This is a genomic window from Snodgrassella sp. CS2 (genome assembly GCF_050310315.1).
GTDB lineage: Bacteria > Pseudomonadota > Gammaproteobacteria > Burkholderiales > Neisseriaceae > Snodgrassella > Snodgrassella alvi_E.
On record NZ_JBNPBA010000001.1, the window covers coordinates 686623 to 707413 of the forward strand.

Here is a 20791-nt window from a genome sequence, read left to right on the forward strand (position 1 = left end):
CAAATTACTTTTGTGCCAGCGCCAACATCTCGCGAGCATGATTGCGCGTGGTATCAGTAATGGTTTCACCTCCTAGCATTCTGGCAATCTCATCTATCCGGCTATCGGCAGTAAGAACCTTTATTTCACTTACAGTCTGCCCTTTAATGCTGTGTTTGCGCACCTGCCAGTGCTGCTGGCCACAAGCTGCTACCTGAGGTAAATGGGTAACCGCCAGAATCTGACGGTTCTGCCCGAGACTGCGCAAAGCATGTCCAACAACGTCCGCCACTGCACCGCCGATACCAGTGTCCACTTCATCGAAAATCAGCGTAGGAACTTCATTGTACTGGCTAGTTACCATTTGCAGTGCCAGGCTGATGCGCGCCAGCTCGCCACCGGATGCCACTTTACTCATGGCGCGCAAAGGTGTGCCCTGATTAGCGGCTACCTGATATTGCACCTGTTCTAGACCATGCAGAGAGGGAGAAGCACTGAGCAGTTCAATATGAAAACGTGCACCCTGCATGGCCAGATTCTGCATATGAACAGTAGTTTGTTTAGCCAATTTCGCTACTGCCTGATGCCTGCGGGCAGATAATTGCTGGGCTACCTGCATATATTCGTTTTCACGCTCTGCTACTCTCGCCCGCAAAGCCTCAATATCAGCCGCTGCTTCCAGCTCATTTAATGCAGATTCCACTCTGGCCAATTCTTCCGGCAATTGCGGTGGCTCCAGCCGATATTTGCGTGCCATGTTCATTAATTCCTGCATCCGCTGTCCCTGCTGTACCAGCAGATTTTCGTCAGTTTCTACACTGGCACTGGCTTCGCGCAGATAAGCACTGACTTCACCCAGCTCGGCTTCTACCGATTCCAGCAGAGTCACACTATCGGCAAAAGCCGGTGCAGCCTTAATCAATGCAGCCAGTTGCTGGCGGCAGTGAAACAAACGGCTTTGCAAGCCATCATCACCATTGAGAATCTCTTCTACGCTGGCAGCTGTGTGCAGAATATCGGCTGCATGTACCAGCGCATCATGGCTCTGACTCAGCGTTTCCCATTCATTTTCCTGCACATTTAAAGCACTGAGCTCATCCAGGCGCCATTGTAGGCGTTCGCGTTCGATATTCAGGCTGTCAGCTTGAGTCTGAGCTTTTTCCAGCTCGCGTTCGGCTTCCTGCCAGCGCTGGTAGGCTTCTCGCACACGTGCAACTTCCTTATCCGCCCCAGCAAAGGCATCCAGTAAAACGCGCTGCGCAGCTTCACTGTTTAACGAATGATGAGCATTCTGGCCATGGATATCGATCAGTAATTCACCAATTTGGCGCAGTTGTCCCAGTGTCACAGCCTGATTATTGATAAAACTGCGGCTTTTGCCTTTCACATCAATGGTACGGCGGATACTCAGCTGCGTTTCCTGTGCATCCAATAAGCCCTGTTCCTGTAGTAAGGACTGCGCCTGCGGGACATCGCTTACATCAAACAGGGCTGATAACTGCGCTTCTTTAGCACCATGCCGTATTTGGCCGTAATCTGCTTTATCACCCAGTAACAACCCCAGCGCATCCAGTGTGATTGATTTGCCGGCACCAGTTTCCCCTGTCAGAACGGTAAATCCACTCTGAAAACTCAGGTTCAGTTCATCCACAATCACAAAGTCACGTAAAGACAACGCCAGCAGCATAAACAGCCTTTCTTCAAGAAAGCATCCATGATTCAGGGCTGATTTTAGTATTTTTTAAAAAAAGTGCAAGGTATTTTTTAGAAAAAACTAAAATTAATTATAAAAATTTCGATTTTATTAATTTTTACTACATGCCTTACACTTTTAAAGCATTACCATCTGTCATGCCACGTCAGCTAAAGCCTAAAATTAACGTAATTAAATAAGGATGTAGATGTATTAGAAACTATCAGCCACATTTCATACCAGCTGATCACCCCAGTGCAGTTTCTGGCGTAGAGTACGGTAATACTGATAATTCACTGGATGTAAGATACGTAGTGAATTGCGGTAGCGACTAATACGGATTTTATCCATTGTCTGCAAATCAAAAAATGCCTGCCCATCAAAATGCGCACGCGCATCCCCGCCTTTGGTAATCAACACTTCGATTTCACTGGTATCACTTACAGCAATCGGGCGGTTTGACATCGATTGCGGGCAGATAGGCACCAAACTGAATGCACGCAAGGTGGGCTGTAGAATTGGTCCGCCGGCCGCAAGTGCATACGCTGTAGAACCCGTTGGTGTGGACACAATCAGACCATCCGAACGCTGGGTGTAAACAAATTCTTTATTAATGAATACTTCAAATTCAATCATCTGCCCCAGCGCACCACGGCTAAGTACCACATCGTTTAGTGCCAGTGAATGGTAAACGTCTCTGCCTTCTCGAACTACCGTCGTTTCCAGAAGAATACGCTCTTCTGGCAGATATTTGCCCGTCAGCATGCCGGTTAGTTCGCTAACCATTTGAGCACGCGGTACCTGTGTTAGAAACCCTAAGTGCCCCTGATGAATACCAATCAGTGGCACACGATAGGGAGCCAGTTTGCGAGCCACTGAGAGCAGTGTGCCATCACCGCCCAACACCATTACCAAATCACAGCGTCTTCCCATTTCACATTTGGTAATGATCTGGCAGCAATGCAAATTAGCCGCACTGATATGATTATCAGCTTGTGCCTCGCCGTCCAGATACACCGATAACCCTGCTTCACATAAAAAAGCAATAAGTTCATTCAGTACTTCACTCATCATCGGCGTTTGCGGACGGGTCACAATTCCGATATGGTTAAACTGGCTATTCATGAATTACATGTTCCTAACAAAGTAGCTCACCGAGAATTCAACTGCCTTGGTTTTTATGGCTTATTATAAAGGGTAATACATTAATATACTTCCTTATTGTAATCCTCCAATTTCAGCAAAATTCTTATGAATCAGGCGCAACATCACACTCAAGGGCTAATCAGCTGTAAATCCTGATAATTTTAAAATAAATGATTATTACCTTGGCAACAGCGTGTACACAAATCTGATCTGAGTGCTGACTAGCATTTGTCTTCAAATACAAACTATAAAATGCTCACTTTTATTTGCAAACTGTTGAAAAATTAGCATTGATTTTGCAAATATAGCCTAATTTACAGCATAGCTTTGGACTAAAAACAAACAATTTTCTTCGAATACCCACCAACTTCAGATATCGCCACATAAATAGCAGTTATCTGCTGCCATTTAACTATCATTCGCTGATTTAGCTAGTTCAAGCTACAATAATCGTTTAAAAACAGAGTTACTGCGATGGTTACATCTTTGCCTAAAGTATTTGCGCTTCTGGGACCCACAGCTTCCGGTAAAACCAGTTTAGCTCTGAATCTGGCTGCTCAATTTCCGGTAGAAATCATCAGTCTGGATTCAGCTTTGATTTATCGGGACATGAACATCGGCACCGCCAAACCCACACCCGCAGAACAGCAGGCAGTACCGCATCATTTGATTGATATCATTTCCCCATTGGAATGCTATAACGCTGCCCAATTTGTGAGTGACTGTGTACGCCTAGCTAAAGAGATACACAGCCGCGGCCACCTTCCCTTACTGGTGGGTGGCACAATGATGTATTACCACGCCCTTACTCAGGGGCTCAGCAGCCTGCCTGAAGCCAATCCATATATCCGTGCCGAGCTGGAAAAACTAAAACAACAGCATGGCATGGATTATTTATATACTTTATTGCAGAAAGTAGACCCAATTACGGCTGCACGCCTGCCTGCCGGCGATAGCCAGCGCATAGAACGGGCACTGGAAATCTATCATATTACCGGTATCCCGATGAGTAGCCATCTGGCCAATCAGCAAAACCAGCAACCATCTGTAGACGTATGCACACTGGCACTGCTGCCAGCCGACCGTGCTCACCTTCGCGTTCAGATTGGCACCCGCTTCCATACCATGCTGGCACAGGGTTTTGTAGAAGAAGTGCAAGCATTGCGTCTGCAATACCCAGACCTGCACTCAGACCTACCCTCCATGCGTTGTGTCGGCTACCGGCAAGCATTTGATTATCTGAATGGTATCATTGATTACGACACCTTCGTAGAACGCAGTATCGTGGCTACTCGCCAGCTAGCCAAACGCCAGCTCACATGGCTACGCAAGCTCAATCCGCAGCATATGCTTGACCCATTTAATCCAGCCGGACTCTTTGAGCAGACAGCTCATCTGATGCAGCAATTCTTTTCCTGAAATCATCCATTTCAGAAAAATTCTAGCTATGAATATTTAAGCAATAATAGTAAAAATTTATGTAAACATCTGCATGCTTCCCCAATAGACATATTCACAACATGCTGAATTAATTAATCTTACCGATTATTAATCTATAATTATTTATCTATGGGTATAGCACTGCTCCTTACCCATACACAGACAAAACAGCATAAGACAATTATTTACAGTAAAATGCACACCGTTGATAGCGTCATTACGTCTTCTCATTCATTCCGAATGAGACAAACGGCAAAGACAACATTTATCCTTCACGCCTCACTCTAGCCAGGCAAGGGTCAGGCATTTTTGATTTAATAAGGAGAAAACACGATGTCCGTACAGGATCGCATCCGTTATACCTCACTTCATTCCCGTCTGATGTCTGCTGCTCAGGCTGCAACCCTGATTCAAAATGATGCCAATGTTGGCATGAGCGGATTTACCGGAGCCAGCTACCCTAAAGTATTACCGCAGGCAATTGCCGATTTTGCCCGTGCAGAACACGCTGCCGGCCGGCCGTACAAAATCAATGTCTGGACTGGTGCGTCTACAGCACCTGAGTGTGATGGCGTTCTGGCTGATGCACATGCTATTAATCAGCGCCTGCCCTTCAATACCGACCGCCACATGCGGCAGGAAATCAATAATGGCGATGTCAACTTCATCGACATGCATTTATCACATGTTGCGCAGCAAGCTTGGTTTGGCTTTCTGGGTCACATGCACGTGGCTATTATCGAAGTGCTGGGCATCACCGAAGATGGTTTGTTGATTCCGTCTACTGCCATTGGTAACAACCAGACTTGGCTGGATATGGCCGATAAAGTGATTCTGGAAGTGAATACTGGTCTGCCGGTACAGATGGAAGGCATGCACGACATCCCGGTGAGCAATGCCATTCCGCCTCATCGCACTCCAATCAACATGACCCGTGCAGACGACCGCATCGGTGAAAAATACATGAAAGTCGATCTAAACAAAGTGGTAGCCATTGTAGAATCCAATGCTCCAGACCGCGACAATGTATTCAGCGAACCCGATGACAAATCCAAACAGATTGCCGCATACATCGTAGACTTCCTGTCTCAGGAAATCAAAATGGGACGCTTACCGAAAGAAATGCTGCCAATTCAGTCCGGCGTAGGTAATGTGGCCAATGCTGTATTGGCTGGTCTGTTAACCGGTCCGTTTGAAAATCTTTTCGGCTATACTGAAGTATTACAGGATGGCATGCTCGACCTGCTGCGCGCAGGTAAAATGGCCACCGCCTCCGCTACAGCCATCTCTCTGTCTGCCAAAGCATTCAAAGACTTTGCCGACAATATTGATTTTTACCGTGAACGCATTATTCTGCGTCCGCAGGAAATTTCCAATCATCCTGAACTGGTACGCCGCTTAGGCATTATTGCCATGAATTCCATGATTGAAGCGGACATTTACGGCAATATCAACTCTACGCACGTAATGGGTACCAGCATGATGAATGGTATCGGCGGCTCCGGCGACTTTGCTCGAAACAGCTTCCTAAACTTCTTCGTTACCCCATCTACTGCTAAGGATGACAAAATCTCCTGCATCGTGCCGATGGTATCGCATGTTGACCACACCGAGCACGATACACAGATTATTGTTACCGAACAAGGTCTGGCCGACCTACGCGGACTGGCTCCACGGCAGCGTGCAAAAGTGGTTATCGAAAAATGTGCACATCCTGATTATCGCGACCAGTTGCAAGATTATTATGATCGTGCATTGCAGACCGCAAAAGGTATTCATACGCCACACATCCTGACGGAAGCCTTAAGCTGGCACGAACATTTCCTAAAAACCGGTTCTATGAAAATGTAATTCATCATATACCGTATCCAAACAGCCCTGAATCATTCAGGGCTGTTTGTTTATTTAATCAACACACCCCACCATCAGCCAACTAATAGTTTCGTATCCCATACTCGGCAGTATTAAGTACTACATCTTCACAGCATTTTGTACAATAATTTTTCCCACAGTCTGACCCTGACTGCAAAACATTCGCATTGTATGAATTCCCTTCATCATGGCAAGGCATCAAATTCAGCCACACAGCCATCACTATCAGTTAAAATAAGCGCGACTCAATCTCTTTCGCTGCATACAGCAATCTCTTTATTTCTCTACTTTCATAAAAGGAAAGACCGCCATGTTTTCCAAAGCGTTAACCATCGAAAAATTCGACCCACAGCTAGCCGCAGCCATTGCCCGTGAAGACCAGCGCCAGCAAGATCATGTGGAATTAATTGCCTCAGAAAACTATGTTAGCTGCGCTGTAATGGAAGCTCAGGGCAGCCAGCTAACCAACAAATATGCCGAAGGCTATCCAGGCAAACGCTACTATGGCGGTTGTGAATACGTAGACGAAGTGGAACAACTGGCCATAGACCGCCTCAAACAACTATTTGGCGCTACCTATGTTAATGTGCAACCTCACTCCGGTTCACAAGCCAATCAGGCAGTGTACGCAAGTGTGCTGCAACCAGGTGACACCATTCTGGGCATGTCACTGGCTCATGGCGGCCACCTCACTCATGGCGCCAGCGTCAACATTTCCGGACGCTTATATAATGCCATTACCTATGGCCTGGATGAAAACGAAATCCTCGATTACGCACAAGTGGAACAACTGGCTCTTGAGCACAAACCGAAAATGATTGTCGCTGGCGCTTCTGCCTATGCACTGGAAATCGACTGGGCACGTTTCCGTGCCATTGCCGATAAAGTTGGCGCCTATCTGTTTGTGGATATGGCACACTACGCTGGTCTGGTAGCCGGCGGAGAATACCCAAATCCAGTACCGTTTGCCGATTTTGTCACTACCACTACCCATAAAACCCTGCGCGGCCCACGCGGTGGTGTGATTATGTGCCGCAGCGAAGAACATGCCAAAGCGCTTAATTCTGCTATTTTCCCATGCCTGCAAGGCGGCCCACTGATGCATGTGATTGCCGCCAAAGCCGTGGCATTCAAAGAAGCTTTGCAGCCAGAATTCAAACAGTATGCCCGTCAGATTAAAGCCAATGCCAAGGTACTGGCAGAAACCCTGATTGAACGTGGTTTGCGCATCGTATCCGGCCGCACAGAAAGCCATGTATTTCTGGTGGACTTACAGCCGAAAAAACTGACCGGAAAAACTGCCGAAGCAGTGTTGGGACAGGCTCACATCACTGTGAACAAAAATGCCATTCCCAACGACCCAGAAAAACCGTTTGTCACCTCAGGTATTCGTCTAGGTACCGCCGCCATTACCACCCGCGGCTTTACTGAAGCTGATACCCGCGAGCTAGGTCATTTGATTGCCGACGTACTGGACAACGCAGATAATCAGCAGGTAATTTCAGAGGTGGCTGAAAAAGTACAGAAAATTTGCAATAGATTACCCGTTTATGGAAAATAAACAACATTATTAAATTCTTAATATCTAGTTATTGCTTAGATACTATAGAATATTTATACTCAAATAAGGCTACTTTAATATCGATAAAATGATGTTTTAATCTGTTTTCTAATGATATAAACATCAACATGGATTTCCTTACAGGAAAACCAGCTTTAACTAATCAGATATTATCAAAATACCAATAAAGTATTAATATAGCCTCATTGCAAAAGCAAAGTTTACACTTTGCTTTTAAGATTTAAGGTATCTTGATAATAAAATTTGAAAGGAAACAAAATGAAAAAATTAGTTTCTACTGCTTTATTGGCTGCATCTTTAACAATGACTGCTGGTTTTGCTTTGGCTAATTCTCAGAATGACACTACCGATGTGCGCAATTTTGCAGAATCTACTGCTCAAAATGGCCAGAATACTCATGTTTCTGATTCAACTCCTGAAAACACTCCATACCGCACTGTTAATACCTATGCTGGTAATCACTAAATAGTGAGTAATAATCAAAAAGCATAACTTTTCAGTTATGCTTTTTTTTCGTCCATCTCATCAATATTTGCTATTAGATATTCACTCACGTTTCTTGTTTCGATGCATAATCAAACATAAACTAAAATATTATTCTCATACCAAAAAACCGCCTTACCACCCAAAACATAACATACTGATAACACATATTGATTTAAAATAAGCATTTCAATTAGTGATTTTACATCAGTAACGAACATCTCATAAGTTTCAAGGATTAAGATAAAGTTTCCTTATTCTCAGGGAGTACAACATGGGCTTAATCTGGACAATTGTAGTAGGTTTCATTATTGGCGTGATTGCCAAATTGATTTATCCAGGCAAACAACAAATTGGCTGGATTGTTACCACACTACTGGGTATTGGTGGTTCCTTACTCGCTGGATATGTTGGTCAGGCTTTTGGCTGGTATCATGCAGGAGAAAAAGCCGGTTTAATCGCTTCGATTATCTTCGCCTGTATTATTTTGTTTATTTACGGCAAAATTAAAAACCGGCCATTATAGAATAAAAAAAACGGTGACGAATACATTATTTGCCACCGTTTTTTCAACAAATATCTCTTTACTTCTTCATCTGCACCTTAGTCAGCCCCTTTTCCCGAAGTTGAGCAATCGTTGCATCAATACCCTGCTGCTGAATTAACTGATCAAACTGATTACGGTAGACCGTCACTAAACTAGTGCCGTTCACACGAAAATTATAAATCTTAAATACCCCATTAGAATAATACATCTGATAACCCACGGTATAATGTTTATCACTGGCACTGACAATCTCAGTGAAGGTTTCCAGTTTGTTATTACCCTGATTCACCACTTTGGGCAGGACTTTTACCGTTGCATTGCTGGCACCCATCAAAGCAGAATGTGCGTAAATTCGTACAATCATATTCTTGAAAGCCGCGCTGAAATCCTGCCGCTGCTGCGCAGTAAATTGCCGCCACGGCAACCCTACTGCCAAAGCTGATATACGCTCGTAATCCAAATACTGATCCGCATAGCGCTCAATCTGACTGATTCGCTGCTGCTCATTCAGACTTTTGTCACGTGCTACCGACAACACCGCATCCACATTCTGCTGCAATTGCTGTTGCGCCAGCTGTTCTTGCGTTGCGGCAAACGTACACACCGATACCATCAGCATCCACGCAGCCAGACAAGCTTTAACATACCTCTGCATTTTTCATTCTCCTATTGGTAAGCAAAAAAAACGGCTTATGTAATTATCTTCCATAAACCGTTTGCTGTTTTCATCTGCGAAATATCTCTACACTGCTTTAGCAGCTAACCAGTCAGTTACACTGGCCAGTGCCTTCGGCAACGCTGCCACATCATGGCCGCCTGCCTGTGCCAAATCAGGACGGCCACCGCCTTTTCCACCAACCTGCGCAGCCACATAATTAACCAGCTCTCCTGCTTTAACTGTTTTACTCAGGGCTTTCGATACACCTGCAGTAACGGCAATTTTACCATCATTTACAGCAGCCAAAACCACCACAATATTCTCACCCTGTGAAACCAAATCAGCAGCGATATCGCGCAACGCACTACTGTCAGCATCGATCTGGTTCAGTATTAGCCGCGCAGTGCCCACAGCCTGAGCCTGTGCCAGCAGCGCACTGCCCGCATGTCTGGCTAGCTCTGTTCTGGCTTCGCTCAGTGCTTTTTCCAGCTGTTTCATTTGGCTGTGCATGCTTTGCAGTTTAGGCACTAGATCTTCAGCAGTCTGAGCCTTCACCTCCACTACTGCGGCTTTCAGCAAATCTTCCTGCTGTTGTACATACTGTAGCGCATTCAAGCCGGTTACCGCCTCAATGCGACGTACACCGGCGGCAATACCACTCTCAGATACTATCTTGAACAGGCCGATATCACCGGTACGTGCCACATGAGTACCACCACACAGCTCGGTGGAAAATTCACCCATGCTCAATACACGCACTTCATCGCCGTATTTCTCACCAAATAGCGCCATGGCACCAGCGGCAATGGCATCATCAAAACTCATATTCTGAGCACAAACCGGCACATTGGCCACAATAGCCTGATTTACACGGCGTTCCACTTCTGCCAATTGGGCGCTGGTTACCGGCTGCGTATGTGAGAAATCAAAGCGTGTACGCTCTGCATTCACTAGCGAGCCTTTCTGCTCAACATGCGTACCCAGCACTTCACGCAGGGCACGATGCATCAGATGAGTCGCACTGTGGTTACGCATACTTGCTTCACGCAAAGCACTATCTACCTGAGCAGTAACCGCATCGCCGACTTTCAGGCTGCCAGAAACCATTTCTCCAAACTGACTAAACACTTTTGCCTTAATTTTCTGCGTGTCATCTACTTGAAAACGGTTTTCACCAGCAAAAATATAGCCCATATCACCTGTCTGACCACCAGATTCGGCATAAAATGGCGTGAAATCAATCACCACGGCACCAGTTTCACCTGCGTGCAACTGTTCAACTGCCTCACCGTCTTTATACAAAGCCAAAATCGTGCTTTCATTCTGACGCTCATGATAACCAGTGAATTCAGTATCTGCTCCATCATAAGCCAACTGGGTATTGGCTTTGAAATTTTGCGCCGCACGCGCACGCGCACGCTGAGCAGCCATTTCGCGCTCAAACCCTGCTTCGTCCAGACTAATATTGCGTTCACGGGCAATATCAGCAGTTAAATCATAAGGGAATCCATAAGTATCATACAGCTTGAAAATCACTTCACCGGCAAGCGTATTACCACCATCCTGCAAAGCATTTTCCAATAAGGCCATACCCGTTTCTAGCGTCTGCGCAAAACGGCTTTCTTCTTGTTTCAGCACCTCGCTGATTTGTACCTGTTTTTCTACCAGTTCTGGATAGGACGCACCCATTTCCTGCACCAGATCAGCTACCAGCAAATGGAAAAACGCCTGTTTACAGCCCAGTTTGTAGCCATGGCGTACCGCGCGGCGAATAATGCGCCGCAATACATAGCCACGTCCTTCATTGCTCGGCAGTACACCATCAGCAATCAAAAAGGCACAAGAGCGGATATGGTCGGCAATCACCTTCAGGCTGGGTACTTCCTGACTGTAAGGCACGCCAACCACACGAGCTACAGCATGCAGTAAATGCACAAACAAATCGATTTCATAATTACTGTGCACCTGCTGCAATACCGCAGACACGCGCTCTAGTCCCATACCGGTATCGACCGAAGGTTTTGGCAGCGGATTCATATTGCCGTTTTCATCGCGGTTATACTGCATAAACACACAGTTCCAGATTTCGATAAAACGGTCACCATCTTCCTCAGGGCTACCCGGAGGGCCTCCCCAAATATGTTCACCATGGTCGTAAAAAATTTCTGAGCATGGACCGCAAGGGCCAGTATCACCCATCTGCCAGAAATTATCCGAAGCATAGCGCGCACCTTTATTGTCGCCAATGCGAATAATTTTTTCTGCCGGTAGGCCGATTTCATTCAACCAAATATTATAGGCTTCATCATCATCTGCATAAACGGTAGCCAGCAGCTTTTCCTTTGGCAGATTAAGCCAGTCCTTACTCGTCAGGAATTCCCAAGCAAAATGTAGCGCATCATGTTTGAAATAATCACCAAAGCTGAAATTGCCTAGCATTTCAAAAAACGTATGATGACGCGCAGTGTAGCCTACATTTTCCAGATCGTTGTGCTTACCTCCGGCGCGTACACATTTCTGTGCCGTGGTTGCGCGGCTGTACGGACGCTTGTCAAAACCCAGAAACACATCTTTAAACTGATTCATGCCTGCGTTGGTAAACAACAGGGTTTTATCATCCTGAGGTGGAACCAGCGAAGAAGACGGCACCACCTGATGCCCCTTACTGGCAAAAAATTTAAGAAAATTAGAACGTAAATCTGCTGTTTTCATGGTAGTTTCAGTTGAACGGGCGATTAATCGTATTCAGGCAGTCTGTATACACACAGACTGCCTGAATATGGATATTAAAAACAGGACACTGGATAAACTATCCCAACTACCGCCCTTGTTAAAATCATGTGCTTATCTTACCGCAGTTTTACGCATAAGCATACCAGAACTGGCTAAAAACCATGCCAAAATGACAAATCCGACAACACCCCTACCCGATTACGGTATAGTTAGCCCTAAGCACACAGAATATGAAGTTACAAGGTGATCATACCCCATCACCATGCCAGCCTAAAACAGGCGCATCTTTGAAAAGGACAAACATGAAAAACACAGCCAGCCTGAGTTTATCCAGTTTGATTTTATGCATACTGGCCGCCTGCAGCGGTTCTCATGAAAATAGCGGCACCAAGCCGGCTTCTGCCGTAGCGGCCAGCAGCACCGGCACATTGAACGAAACTAAAACACTGAAAATCTACAATTGGTCTGATTATGTGGACCCAAAAACCATCAGTGAATTTGAAAAGAAATACGGCATAAAAGTTACCTACAACTATTATGACAGCGACGAAACACTAGAAAGCAAAATCCTAACCGGACAGTCTGGCTACGACATCGTTGGTCCGTCCAACTCCTTTGTCGGCCGACAGATTAAAGCTGGCGCTTATCAGCCGCTAGACAAGAGTCTGATACCCAACTGGAAAAACATTAACCCGAAATTACTTGATTTATTAAAAGATGTCGATCCGGGCAACCAATATGCTGTCCCCAATTACTGGGGTATGAATACCATCGCCATCAACATTGAGAAAGTCAATGCCGCACTGGGTGACACCCCAATGCCAGAAAATAGCTGGGATCTGGTTTTCAATCCGAAATATACAGACAAACTGAAAAGCTGCGGCATCAGCTACATGGACAGCCCTGTAGAAATGATTCCGCTGGCACTGCACTATGCAGGTAAAGATCCCAACAGCCAAAGCAAAGACGATATAGACATGGCTGCCAATCTCATCAAAGCCAACCGCAGCAACGTGCTGCGCTACTCTTCTTCAGGCTACATCGACGATCTAGCTCGAGGAGATGTCTGCGTGGCCATCGGCTTTGGTGGCGATTTAAATATCGCCAAACGTCGTCGGCTAGAAGCCACCGGTAAAAAAGATATTCAGGTTTTAGTTCCTGAACAAGGCGTATCTCTATGGGTGGATACTCTGGCCATTCCCAAAGATGCCGCCAACTTGAAAAATGCTTACCGCTATCTAAACTGGGTTCTCGAACCCCAGATTGCTGCCCGCAATGGCAACCATGTCACCTATGCACCCGCCAGCCTGCCAGCAAAACAACTGATGAAAAAAGAATATCGCGAAGACAGCAGCATCTTCCCATCAGATGAAGTGCTGGCCAACAGCTATCTCGTTTTACCGGCCAAATCCGATACTCTGAAATACGAATTGCGCTTATGGCAAAATCTCAAAGCAGGCAAATAAACCATTAGCCACTATTTGCTCAATACAAAACCCCTCATTTCTGAGGGGTTTTGTATTGCCGGCCGCCGAGGCAGAAATTTTCCACGGCTAACGACAAAGCTCAGGGAATTTCCGCCATGCCTGCGACAACGTCATACCATTTGCATATAAATTAACCGTACTCTGCGCCATACCCGCTTTAACCACATCTATCTGCAATCCTTCTTTACCGGTAAATGGATTAACCAGCGCCAGCGTCTGGCTACCATTCGGATAACTGCTTATTCGATAAAATTCACGTGGAAGATTAAAGCGAGACTGCAACTTATCGTGCAAACACTTGCTGACTTCAATAGCCGGCCGGTCGATATTTAGGCTCACTTCCGGCGGAGTACTACGTTCCGGTTTCAGCACCGTGACATCTTTTGTGACTACCGCACAACGAAAACCTTTACTGCCTATGGGCTGGTCAGCCTGCAATAAAGCTTTGGCCATAGCCTCTGAATCACATTCGCGCTCTTCTTGCACATAAGGTGTGACCTGAGCACACCCCACCAACATGCTGGCACACAGACAAGGCCACCATAATAAATTCTTCCACAACATGTTTGATTTTCCACTGGATGCCTAGAGGTTCTATGCCAAACTGAACCCAGACATAATTTTTCCCCGCCAACAGGCAGCAGGTTTACTGAATCTGCCCAGTTTTATTAACTTCATGGGCATAACATAATGATTAATTGATTAATCTTTGCCAATGCATAAAACACCTGCATAACAAATGTAATATCGAAAGCAAAGTGGCTATAATAACAGCCATATCTTGCCACACACCAGTCTTATCATGATTTTTTCAGCAGCCCGATCCATAAAAACCGTCACCCTCGCCTTAACCGGCGCTTCAGGCATGCCTTATGCCAAAAGACTACTGGCCTGCCTATTGCAAGCAAATATCAAAGTCTGGTTATTGTACTCACAAGCTGCACAGATAGTGGCACAGCAGGAAATCAATTGGCATCTACCTACCAATGCCAAGCAATGTACCGCAGCTTTATGTAGTGAATTCGGGGTCGACCCATCTCAACTCACCGCATTTGGCCGTGATGAATGGTTTGCTCCACCCGCCTCCGGTTCTAATCCCGCAGATGCCATGATCATCTGTCCGGCAAGCATGGGCTGTGTTGCCGCCATTGCTGCCGGTACCTCAGATCATTTGCTCGAACGCGCAGCCGATGTTTGCATCAAAGAACAGCGACCACTGATAATCGTACCGCGAGAAACCCCGCTTTCAGCCATTCATCTGGAAAATATGCTTAAACTCGCACGTCTAGGCGTCTGTATCCTACCACCGGTATCGGCTTTCTATCAGCATCCGCAAAGCGTAGCAGATATGGTAGATTTTGTAGTAGCACGAATTCTGGATCAGTTGCAGATTCCGCACCGGCTGATAGCGCGTTGGGGCGAAGAAAATAATTATTGACACCACTCATTGAATGTTTTACTGTATAAAAATGAAAACTAAACACACTTTCTCTTTTGCTTATTATTGGTACCACACCTCGGTGCGGTGCCTTTTTGCGTTTATTTAAAAAAACATAAGCAAAAACAAAGTGAACCGCCCGGCCAATCCGAGGCGGTTTTTTTATACCATAAACGCCTCGTACACTAAGGCAATAACAATGAATCAACAACTATTGGAGAATAAAATGCCGGTATTACCGCAGAAACGAATGCAGCACACTGAAGCACCTGTACCACAACTTCAGCGCTGGTATATGATTGTAGATGGCAATCAGCACCGAAGCGACCTGTTACAGCTTCAGCCACAATTTCAAAGCCCGTATATGCTTAGTGAAGCACTGATTCCACAGCTGCGGATGGTAGCCATGTTAATAGCCGCACAGCGGCTCAGTTCTGATCAACCTACACCAGACATTATCAGTGAAGAAGCAGACTGGTTTGCTGCCCGTATCCTGGTAATGGGCGTGCGCATTTTTCACCTGGATATCACCTTAATCCCTATGCTGAAAACGGCCAATAGCCGCGCCCGTATGTTTGCACAAAAGCACAACCTTCCCTTTACTCAGGCACAAATGCGTATGAGTTTGCATGCCGGCCGGCCGCAACAGATGTTGATTATCGAAACAGAAGCACAATGTGAAGAAGATAAAGGACTGCTACAAAACAGCATCGATTTTGCCCGTATGCATTGTCTGAGCGAAAACAGCATACTGGCTGCCTGCCACCAGATTTAAAACCTGCACTCATTTAATTCTGCGTAGATTGTGACTAACTTTATATCGGGCATACAACGCCACCTGCTGCAAAAACTGCTCCAGTTCTGCAGCAGCAAAACGAGTATGGATAAAATAACAGCCGTCCCCTGTAATTTTGTGCAGAGCCTCTACCGCAGCAAAGCAACTGACCATATTTTCAAATTCCTCAAACCGGCTGCCGTTCATATAAATCGTAATAAACTGTTCTGACTCATAATATTCTGACACCGTGAACCGCTCAATCACGCCTCTATCAAGCAGGCTCTGTACCCTTAGCCCCACTGCCTGACCACTCAGAAATACTTTTTCCCCAACTTCTTTCCATGACATCCGGCTATTGATTTTCAACAAATCCACAATTGCCCGGTCTTTTTTATCCATATTTTCATCCTGAAAATAAATCCTGCCTACTGCTTTCATATACCCGTTCAGTATTGCATGCTAATTACAGATAATAGAAGCCTCACAACAAACATGAAAACATATATGAAACAAGCACTCCTTATCATCGATGTGCAAAATGATTATTTCCCCCAAGGAAAAATGGCATTGCATCAGCCACAAATGGCATTGGAAAATATACTCAGATTGCGCCAACAGTTTCGCCGGCTGCAGCTACCAATATTCTATATTCAACATATCAATATTCGTAATAATGCAACTTTTTTCCTGCCGGATAGCCATGGAATAGAGCTTCATCCACAGCTACTGCCCATCTCCACTCAGACAGAATGGATTATCCGCAAAAATTTCCCCAACAGCTTTGTACAAACCGATCTACTAACGCAGCTACAAAAGCAGGCAGTAGAACAATTGGTTATCTGCGGAATGATGACCCATATGTGCATAGATTCCACTACCCGCCAAGCAGCAGAACTTAATTTTCAACCTATTCTAATTGCCGACGCCTGTGCCACACGTGATCTCGAACTGAATGGCGAGACGATACCGGCAAAAACTGTACAGCATAGCTTTATCGCGGCTTTGAGTTTTTTTGCTGACATCCAGTTCGCCAGCCAGTTCTTAAATCCATCCAATGCCTAAATCATTTCTGAAGCTTTTTATCAGCCATCACAAATAAAAAGAAAGAACTGCCCGTCTATTTGACACATAATTGTCAGACAACAAGGCAGTTATCAGCCTTCAACCTATTGTTTTTATATTAAAACTGTCAATATATATTGTGATTATTCTGAAATTTTAAAAACAAATATACCGGTACTGTAATATGCACAAATAGCCACGGATACCATTAGTTATTCGCAAAAAAGTAGATGTAAAATTTCAAATTAACAAAGATAAAAAAAGCATCTGTTTTTGAAATTCAGAAAACAGATGCTTTTCAGTGCCAATCTGCTGATTGGATTTAATTGCTTACATTGGGATATAGCGGCTCGGGTCCTGCGGCTGACCATTCTCACGTAATTCAAAATGCAGTTGGGTGCGCTTAGCATCAGTGCTACCCATCGTGGCAATCTGCTGACCACGTTTCACCTGCTGGCCTTCTTTCACCATAATACTCTGGTTATTGCCATAAGCAGTCAGATAGGTTTGATTATGCTGCACAATAATCAGATTACCATAGCCGCGCAAACCATTACCGGCATACACCACCTTACCGGAAGCGGCAGCCATAATTGGCTGGCCAGCATTGCCACCATAATCGATTCCCTTACTGCTGCCGCCGAAGCTTTGCAGGATATTACCGGCAGTCGGACGCTGCCATTCAATACCACTTACACTGCGCACACCACCAGTGCTTACGGTTTTACTTGTTGAGACAGTAGTAGAGCTAGATGGTGTAGTCGTCGTGGTTGTACTGGTGGTCATTGTCACATTCGCTGTGCTTACCGGCGTCGTTACCGTAGTGGTGGTATTTTTGCTTCCGGCCGGTGCAACATACCCAGCCGGTTTCACCCGCAGCACCTGCCCCAGACGAATATTGTTATCAGCCAGATTATTCCAAGCACGCAAATTATCCTGCGTAATCTGATAACGTTTTGAAATATTGTATACCGTGTCACCACGCTGTACCGTATGCGTAGCAGCATTGATATCAACCGGTGAATAATTGCCTACATAACCAGTGGCTGTGGCGCCAGCATTGGGCGTATAAGCCGGAGGCGTATCTGTCGGTGGTGTATAAGGCGGGGCACCATAAGGATTGTCGGCAGTGGTAGCAGCAGTACCGGCGTTACTGCTGCCCGTTTCTGTCGGTGCTGCCGGTTGTTTGAAAATAGTACAGGCACCTAATGCCAGCACCAGCAAACACCAGCTGGAACGAATTACGTTTTTTTTCAACATAACGGTTTACCTTAAATCATTGCAATGTTCAGGGGGTGCCAGCGCGATAGCGGCGGCAACAGCCAATTCAGACATTATCATAAACAATGCCCAGCATTGTGTAAAATAGCATCAAGGTTAAACTATTTTAACATGTCCTAATAATTATGTATTATACAGGCTGTTTTTCTCAGCAATTGCCCAGTCATACAGTGCTTTTTTACTCTCACCACTGATTTCCGCAGCCAAAGCGGCGGCTTGCTTGGTAGGCAGTTCCTGCACCAAAATCTGCATCACACGGATAGCCTCAGCAGACAAATCAGCCTGCTTTTCAACTTCGGCCGGATGCAGTACCAGTACCATCTCGCCACGTTTCTGATTAGCATCCGTCTGTAAAACCGTCTGGATATGCGCCACCGTACCCGTTATATAAGTTTCATGCGTTTTACTAATTTCACGCGCCAAAAGCATACTACGTAGAGGATACAACACAGCCATCTGTGCCAGCGTATCCATAATCCGGTGAGGAGTTTCAAACATCACCACCGGACAAACTGCTTTTTGCCACTCCTTTAAACGCTGCTGACGTTCACCACTTTTGGCCGGCAGAAAACCTGCAAAATAAAAATCAGATTCCGTCACTCCAGCCACGCTTAAAGCAGCCATCACCGCACTGGGACCAGCCACAGGTGATACCGCAAATCCAGCTTCTCGCACCCGCGTAACTAAACGGGCACCGGGGTCACAAATCGCCGGTGTACCGGCATCCGAAACCTGTGCCACAACTTCTCCTGCTGCCAGTGCATCAATCACTCGCTGCGCCATACTTTGCTCATTCTGCTCACGCACACTAATCAGCCTGCCCGAAATACCATAAGCCCGCAGCAATTGCTGAGTTACCCTTGTATCTTCGGCACAAATCAAATCAGCTCGCGACAACACAGCCAGAGCATGAAAGCTTAGATCGGCCAGATTACCAATTGGAGTAGCCACTACATAAAGGGTTTGCGGTACAATGCTGGCAACAGCTTTCTGGTAATGGACTTGCATTTATCAATCCGTAATCTGGTTAAGTGATCATTTAAGTGTCAAGGCAGAATACCGGCAGCACTCAGCCTTACTTAAATGAATACTATACCACGATGTCACATTGCATTCGTATTCAAGCACCAACCAGAAATAACTGACCACCACTAGAAATACTATTTAACCGAACAACGGGCACATTATCCGGCTGCCTTATCGGCTCAAAACACAAAGCGCAAATTCATATTAATTGACACATAAACTTATATGACAGAACCCATTTCCGCCCATCAACACTTTGTCGATAGCGCCCAGCTACTAAACGAATGCGCTGATTTATTGGCAGAACCCATTGCCGATGTGGCTCAGGGCATTCTCATGGCTCTGATGAGCGATGGCAAACTGCTGATAGCCGGCAATGGCGCCTATGCTTCTCTGGCCAACACACTGGCCGCTTATATGGTTACCTGCCTGCAACAGGATCGCATGGCTCTGGCTGCCTTATCTCTCTGTACCAATCCTTCCGTAATCAGCACGCTAACAGATAGCGAACCCAAAGATGTCTTTGCTAAACAGATTCATGCGCTCGGCAAACAGCACGATATGCTGTGCGTACTCTCTGCCGATGGCCAGAGCCTAAATCTCGTCAGTGCAATCAAAACTGCCCACGAACGCGATATGCGTGTACTGGCCATTACCGGCGGCAGTGGTGGCGAAGTAGCCGCCTTACTACGAGATGATGACCTGTGGCTAAACGTCCCTGGAGACCATCCCCTGCGCGTACTTGAAGCACATCAGGTTACCATTCATGCCCTGTGTGCACAGATTGACCAATTATTGCTCGGTGGTTTATAAACAGCATCAATACATATTACAGGTGTAACTCATGAAAAAATACTTGTCTGCCCTGGCATTGGGGCTGTGTCTGACCACCACCCTCACAGGTTGTCCAGCTGTTCTGGTAGGCGGAGCTGCCGTTGGCACCCTGTCAGTCACCGATCGGCGCACTACCGGCGCTCAGACCGATGACAAAATAATGGAAGTACGCATTCACGATGGCGCCATTTCCTATCTCAACAGCCAAGCACAGGAAAGCAAATTCCAGCCAACCTTATCCGTTATCAGCTACAATCGGCAAATCCTGCTACTCGGACTAGTAGCCAACGAAAATGACAAAAATCTCGTGGAACGCGTAGCCCGTGCTCAGCCTGCTGCACAGAAAGTTTACAACTACATAGACATCGCCAGTCAGAACCGTAAATTGAGCCATGTGACGGACGACACATGGATTACATCAAAAGTCCGTTCCAACCTGCTCAATACCAAAGGCGTCTCACCAAATCACGTCAAGGTTGTTACCTTTAACGGTGTTACCTACGTCATGGGTATTCTGACACCAGCAGAACAGCAGGCTGTCACCGCAGCCATCAGCACCACCTCCGGCGTGCAAAAAGTGGTTACTCTATATCAGACCTTTGAAAATACCCCCACTACCACAGCAGCCAGTTCCTGATAAGCGCCCAGCTGCTGCAATCAAATGCTCACAAACGGCCGGTTGCAGCAACTAAAAAGTAAAGTATCTGATTAGCGTAAACACAATTTTGCGTATAATAACTGCCTTACACCCG

At 46.0% G+C, this 20791-nt stretch carries 20 protein-coding genes; 12 read left to right on the forward strand and 8 right to left on the reverse strand.

The genetic code is table 11. The annotated features are described in order from the left end of the window. Positions 1-4 precede the first annotated feature (4 nt). Positions 5-1666: a DNA repair protein RecN gene (recN, locus tag ACQP6D_RS03210; protein ID WP_427857416.1), complete on the reverse strand. Its 1662-nt coding sequence runs from the start codon at positions 1664-1666 to the stop codon at positions 5-7. A 240-nt stretch (positions 1667-1906) separates the two neighbouring features. Continuing rightward, on the reverse strand, positions 1907-2797 hold the full coding sequence (locus tag ACQP6D_RS03215) for an NAD(+) kinase (protein ID WP_427857417.1): 891 nt from the start codon (positions 2795-2797) through the stop codon (positions 1907-1909). 495 nt (positions 2798-3292) lie between these two features. On the opposite strand from ACQP6D_RS03215, the gene miaA reads away from it, so the two are divergent. The 5 genes from miaA (at position 3293) to ACQP6D_RS03240 (ending at position 8721) form a co-directional block, all read left to right on the forward strand. Further along, positions 3293-4237, forward strand: coding sequence for a tRNA (adenosine(37)-N6)-dimethylallyltransferase MiaA (gene miaA, locus ACQP6D_RS03220; RefSeq protein WP_427857418.1), 945 nt, complete (start codon positions 3293-3295; stop codon positions 4235-4237). Positions 4238-4591: 354 nt separating this feature from the next. Beyond that, a complete protein-coding gene (locus ACQP6D_RS03225) occupies positions 4592-6109 on the forward strand; it encodes an acetyl-CoA hydrolase/transferase family protein (RefSeq protein ID WP_267391265.1) in 1518 nt (505 codons plus the stop codon). Between the two features lie 331 nt (positions 6110-6440). Beyond that, positions 6441-7691 (forward strand): serine hydroxymethyltransferase, encoded by a 1251-nt coding sequence (glyA, locus tag ACQP6D_RS03230; RefSeq protein WP_100139781.1) that lies wholly within the window; start codon positions 6441-6443, stop codon positions 7689-7691. Positions 7692-7970: 279 nt separating this feature from the next. Then, entirely contained in the window at positions 7971-8177 is a 207-nt protein-coding gene (locus tag ACQP6D_RS03235) for a hypothetical protein (RefSeq protein WP_100139780.1), read from the forward strand. 292 nt (positions 8178-8469) lie between these two features. Next, positions 8470-8721, forward strand: a complete 252-nt coding sequence (locus tag ACQP6D_RS03240) for a GlsB/YeaQ/YmgE family stress response membrane protein (protein ID WP_100139779.1) — start codon at positions 8470-8472, stop codon at positions 8719-8721. A gap of 58 nt (positions 8722-8779) precedes the next feature. Here the strand turns inward: ACQP6D_RS03240 and ACQP6D_RS03245 are convergent, their stop codons facing one another. After that, on the reverse strand, positions 8780-9397 hold the full coding sequence (locus ACQP6D_RS03245) for an MlaC/ttg2D family ABC transporter substrate-binding protein (protein ID WP_370387153.1): 618 nt from the start codon (positions 9395-9397) through the stop codon (positions 8780-8782). 87 nt (positions 9398-9484) lie between these two features. After that, on the reverse strand, positions 9485-12112 hold the full coding sequence (gene alaS, locus ACQP6D_RS03250) for an alanine--tRNA ligase (protein ID WP_427857419.1): 2628 nt from the start codon (positions 12110-12112) through the stop codon (positions 9485-9487). Between alaS and ACQP6D_RS03255 the strand changes: the two genes are divergently transcribed. Both ACQP6D_RS03255 and ACQP6D_RS03260 read left to right on the forward strand, forming a co-directional pair. Further along, complete coding sequence (locus tag ACQP6D_RS03255; protein ID WP_100152267.1) at positions 12111-12380, forward strand: hypothetical protein; 270 nt, start codon at positions 12111-12113, stop codon at positions 12378-12380. The two genes, alaS and ACQP6D_RS03255, sit on opposite strands and share 2 nt — an antisense overlap. A gap of 55 nt (positions 12381-12435) precedes the next feature. Beyond that, positions 12436-13599 carry a polyamine ABC transporter substrate-binding protein gene (locus tag ACQP6D_RS03260; protein ID WP_267391268.1) on the forward strand — a complete coding sequence of 388 codons (1164 nt, stop codon included), beginning with the start codon at positions 12436-12438 and terminating at the stop codon, positions 13597-13599. A gap of 87 nt (positions 13600-13686) precedes the next feature. Here the strand turns inward: ACQP6D_RS03260 and ACQP6D_RS03265 are convergent, their stop codons facing one another. Then, positions 13687-14184, reverse strand: coding sequence for a hypothetical protein (locus tag ACQP6D_RS03265; protein WP_427857420.1), 498 nt, complete (start codon positions 14182-14184; stop codon positions 13687-13689). 238 nt (positions 14185-14422) lie between these two features. On the opposite strand from ACQP6D_RS03265, the gene ACQP6D_RS03270 reads away from it, so the two are divergent. Beyond that, positions 14423-15058 carry a flavin prenyltransferase UbiX gene (locus ACQP6D_RS03270; RefSeq protein WP_367440243.1) on the forward strand — a complete coding sequence of 212 codons (636 nt, stop codon included), beginning with the start codon at positions 14423-14425 and terminating at the stop codon, positions 15056-15058. Between the two features lie 199 nt (positions 15059-15257). Continuing rightward, entirely contained in the window at positions 15258-15833 is a 576-nt protein-coding gene (locus tag ACQP6D_RS03275; protein ID WP_267391271.1) for a hypothetical protein, read from the forward strand. Between the two features lie 9 nt (positions 15834-15842). On the opposite strand, the gene ACQP6D_RS03280 is transcribed toward ACQP6D_RS03275, so the two are convergent. Then, positions 15843-16235 (reverse strand): Lrp/AsnC family transcriptional regulator, encoded by a 393-nt coding sequence (locus tag ACQP6D_RS03280; RefSeq protein ID WP_267408230.1) that lies wholly within the window; start codon positions 16233-16235, stop codon positions 15843-15845. Positions 16236-16340: 105 nt separating this feature from the next. On the opposite strand from ACQP6D_RS03280, the gene ACQP6D_RS03285 reads away from it, so the two are divergent. Further along, positions 16341-16898, forward strand: coding sequence for a cysteine hydrolase family protein (locus ACQP6D_RS03285; protein WP_370387149.1), 558 nt, complete (start codon positions 16341-16343; stop codon positions 16896-16898). 330 nt (positions 16899-17228) lie between these two features. Here the strand turns inward: ACQP6D_RS03285 and ACQP6D_RS03290 are convergent, their stop codons facing one another. Both ACQP6D_RS03290 and rsmI read right to left on the reverse strand, forming a co-directional pair. Beyond that, positions 17229-18158: a peptidoglycan DD-metalloendopeptidase family protein gene (locus ACQP6D_RS03290; RefSeq protein ID WP_427857421.1), complete on the reverse strand. Its 930-nt coding sequence runs from the start codon at positions 18156-18158 to the stop codon at positions 17229-17231. A 144-nt stretch (positions 18159-18302) separates the two neighbouring features. After that, positions 18303-19187, reverse strand: a complete 885-nt coding sequence (gene rsmI, locus ACQP6D_RS03295; RefSeq protein ID WP_367418081.1) for a 16S rRNA (cytidine(1402)-2'-O)-methyltransferase — start codon at positions 19185-19187, stop codon at positions 18303-18305. A 243-nt stretch (positions 19188-19430) separates the two neighbouring features. Between rsmI and ACQP6D_RS03300 the strand changes: the two genes are divergently transcribed. Both ACQP6D_RS03300 and ACQP6D_RS03305 read left to right on the forward strand, forming a co-directional pair. Further along, the gene (locus ACQP6D_RS03300; protein WP_427857422.1) at positions 19431-20018 is read left to right on the forward strand and encodes a D-sedoheptulose-7-phosphate isomerase; all 588 of its coding nucleotides are present in this window, start codon (positions 19431-19433) and stop codon (positions 20016-20018) included. 31 nt (positions 20019-20049) lie between these two features. Beyond that, positions 20050-20676, forward strand: coding sequence for a BON domain-containing protein (locus ACQP6D_RS03305; protein ID WP_267391276.1), 627 nt, complete (start codon positions 20050-20052; stop codon positions 20674-20676). Positions 20677-20791: the final 115 nt, after the last annotated feature.

Coding starts and splice junctions, on each gene's coding strand:
- recN (WP_427857416.1), bottom strand. CDS start 1,666: ATGCTGCTGGCGTTGTCTTTACGTGACTTTGTGATTGTGGATGAACTG.
- ACQP6D_RS03215 (WP_427857417.1), bottom strand. CDS start 2,797: ATGAATAGCCAGTTTAACCATATCGGAATTGTGACCCGTCCGCAAACG.
- miaA (WP_427857418.1), top strand. CDS start 3,293: ATGGTTACATCTTTGCCTAAAGTATTTGCGCTTCTGGGACCCACAGCT.
- ACQP6D_RS03225 (WP_267391265.1), top strand. CDS start 4,592: ATGTCCGTACAGGATCGCATCCGTTATACCTCACTTCATTCCCGTCTG.
- glyA (WP_100139781.1), top strand. CDS start 6,441: ATGTTTTCCAAAGCGTTAACCATCGAAAAATTCGACCCACAGCTAGCC.
- ACQP6D_RS03235 (WP_100139780.1), top strand. CDS start 7,971: ATGAAAAAATTAGTTTCTACTGCTTTATTGGCTGCATCTTTAACAATG.
- ACQP6D_RS03240 (WP_100139779.1), top strand. CDS start 8,470: ATGGGCTTAATCTGGACAATTGTAGTAGGTTTCATTATTGGCGTGATT.
- ACQP6D_RS03245 (WP_370387153.1), bottom strand. CDS start 9,397: ATGCAGAGGTATGTTAAAGCTTGTCTGGCTGCGTGGATGCTGATGGTA.
- ACQP6D_RS03255 (WP_100152267.1), top strand. CDS start 12,111: ATGGTAGTTTCAGTTGAACGGGCGATTAATCGTATTCAGGCAGTCTGT.
- alaS (WP_427857419.1), bottom strand. CDS start 12,112: ATGAAAACAGCAGATTTACGTTCTAATTTTCTTAAATTTTTTGCCAGT.
- ACQP6D_RS03260 (WP_267391268.1), top strand. CDS start 12,436: ATGAAAAACACAGCCAGCCTGAGTTTATCCAGTTTGATTTTATGCATA.
- ACQP6D_RS03265 (WP_427857420.1), bottom strand. CDS start 14,184: ATGTTGTGGAAGAATTTATTATGGTGGCCTTGTCTGTGTGCCAGCATG.
- ACQP6D_RS03270 (WP_367440243.1), top strand. CDS start 14,423: ATGATTTTTTCAGCAGCCCGATCCATAAAAACCGTCACCCTCGCCTTA.
- ACQP6D_RS03275 (WP_267391271.1), top strand. CDS start 15,258: ATGAATCAACAACTATTGGAGAATAAAATGCCGGTATTACCGCAGAAA.
- ACQP6D_RS03280 (WP_267408230.1), bottom strand. CDS start 16,235: ATGGATAAAAAAGACCGGGCAATTGTGGATTTGTTGAAAATCAATAGC.
- ACQP6D_RS03285 (WP_370387149.1), top strand. CDS start 16,341: ATGAAACAAGCACTCCTTATCATCGATGTGCAAAATGATTATTTCCCC.
- ACQP6D_RS03290 (WP_427857421.1), bottom strand. CDS start 18,158: ATGTTGAAAAAAAACGTAATTCGTTCCAGCTGGTGTTTGCTGGTGCTG.
- rsmI (WP_367418081.1), bottom strand. CDS start 19,187: ATGCAAGTCCATTACCAGAAAGCTGTTGCCAGCATTGTACCGCAAACC.
- ACQP6D_RS03300 (WP_427857422.1), top strand. CDS start 19,431: ATGACAGAACCCATTTCCGCCCATCAACACTTTGTCGATAGCGCCCAG.
- ACQP6D_RS03305 (WP_267391276.1), top strand. CDS start 20,050: ATGAAAAAATACTTGTCTGCCCTGGCATTGGGGCTGTGTCTGACCACC.